Source organism: Kytococcus sp. HMSC28H12, assembly GCF_001816045.1.
GTDB classification, from domain to species: domain Bacteria; phylum Actinomycetota; class Actinomycetes; order Actinomycetales; family Dermatophilaceae; genus Kytococcus; species Kytococcus schroeteri.
Genome location: NZ_KV824454.1, coordinates 1 through 1177 on the forward strand (window position 1 = coordinate 1; position 1177 = coordinate 1177).

1 protein-coding gene is annotated in these 1177 nt (G+C 71.4%); it reads left to right on the forward strand.

Going from position 1 to position 1177, the window contains the following annotated elements:
• On the forward strand, positions 1-1111 hold a 1111-nt coding region (locus HMPREF3099_RS06180; RefSeq protein ID WP_141762023.1), incomplete at its 5' end, for a YihY/virulence factor BrkB family protein.
• Between the last annotated feature and the right edge of the window lie 66 nt (positions 1112-1177).

The following is a 1177-nucleotide window of genomic DNA, read 5'->3' on the forward strand; positions in this document are numbered from 1 at the left end:
CGGAGCCAGCCACGCCGTGCGCACCGCCGGCGAGGAGGGGCGGGCCGACACCCGCGGGCACGGCAACGCGGCCGACCGCCGCGGCGGCGAGGAGCTCAACACCCCGCTGGGCAGCCACGAGCCGGAGACCCGCAGCAAGGACCTCGGTGGCGACGGCTGGAAGCTCGTGGGGCGCCGGGCGCTGCACTCCTTCGGCGAGGACAAGTGCACCGACCTGGCCGCCGGTCTGACCTACTACGCGGTGCTCTCGATCTTCCCGGCCCTCATCGCGCTGGTCTCCCTGCTCGGTGTGTTCGGCCAGGGCGAGACGACCACGCAGGAGTTCATCGGCATCGCCGAGCAGGTGGGCGCCCCGGAGAACGCCACCAGCTTCCTGGAGACCTTCATCAGCGAGCAGCAGAAGACCGCCGGGGCGGGCCTGGGCCTCGTCGTCGGTCTGCTGGGTGCCCTGTGGTCGGCCTCCAACTACGTCAACGCCTTCAGCCGCACCATGAACTCGATCTACGAGGTCAAGGAGGGCCGCCCGTTCTACGTGGTGCGCCCGCTGATGGTGGGCCTCACCGCCGTGGTGCTGCTCGGCATCGTGGCCATCGGCCTGTCGTTCGTGCTCACCGGCCCCCTGGCCGAGGCCGTCCTGGGCCGCGTGGGCCTGGGCGACACCGCCATCACGGTCTGGAACTGGGCCAAGTGGCCGGTGGCGGCCCTGGTGGTCATCCTGCTCATCCGCCTGCTCTTCTGGGCCACCCCCAACGTCAAGCTCCCCAACCGCCTGCTCACGCCCGGTGCCGTCCTGGCCTTCGTGGTGTGGGTGCTGGCCACCGCGGCCTTCGGCCTGTACATCGCCTTCGCCGGCAACTACGACGCCACCTACGGCGCCATGGCCGGTGTGATCATCTTCCTGCTGTGGCTCTGGCTCACCAACACGGTGGTCCTGCTCGGCGCCGAGGTGGACGCCGCGGTGATCCGGGTGCGCAACCTCGCCGACGGCGCGCAGGTGGAGGACGAGTTCGACCTGCCGGTGCGGTCCGAGAAGGCCATCGCCAAGGCCGAGAAGAAGTACGACGCCCTCATCGAGGACTCGCGCGAGTACCGCCTCGCGCACACCCGCTGAGCGAGCCCGCCCACGAGGGCCCGCCGTCCCGCACCGGGAGGGCGGGTCCTCGTCGTGCCGGGGGGG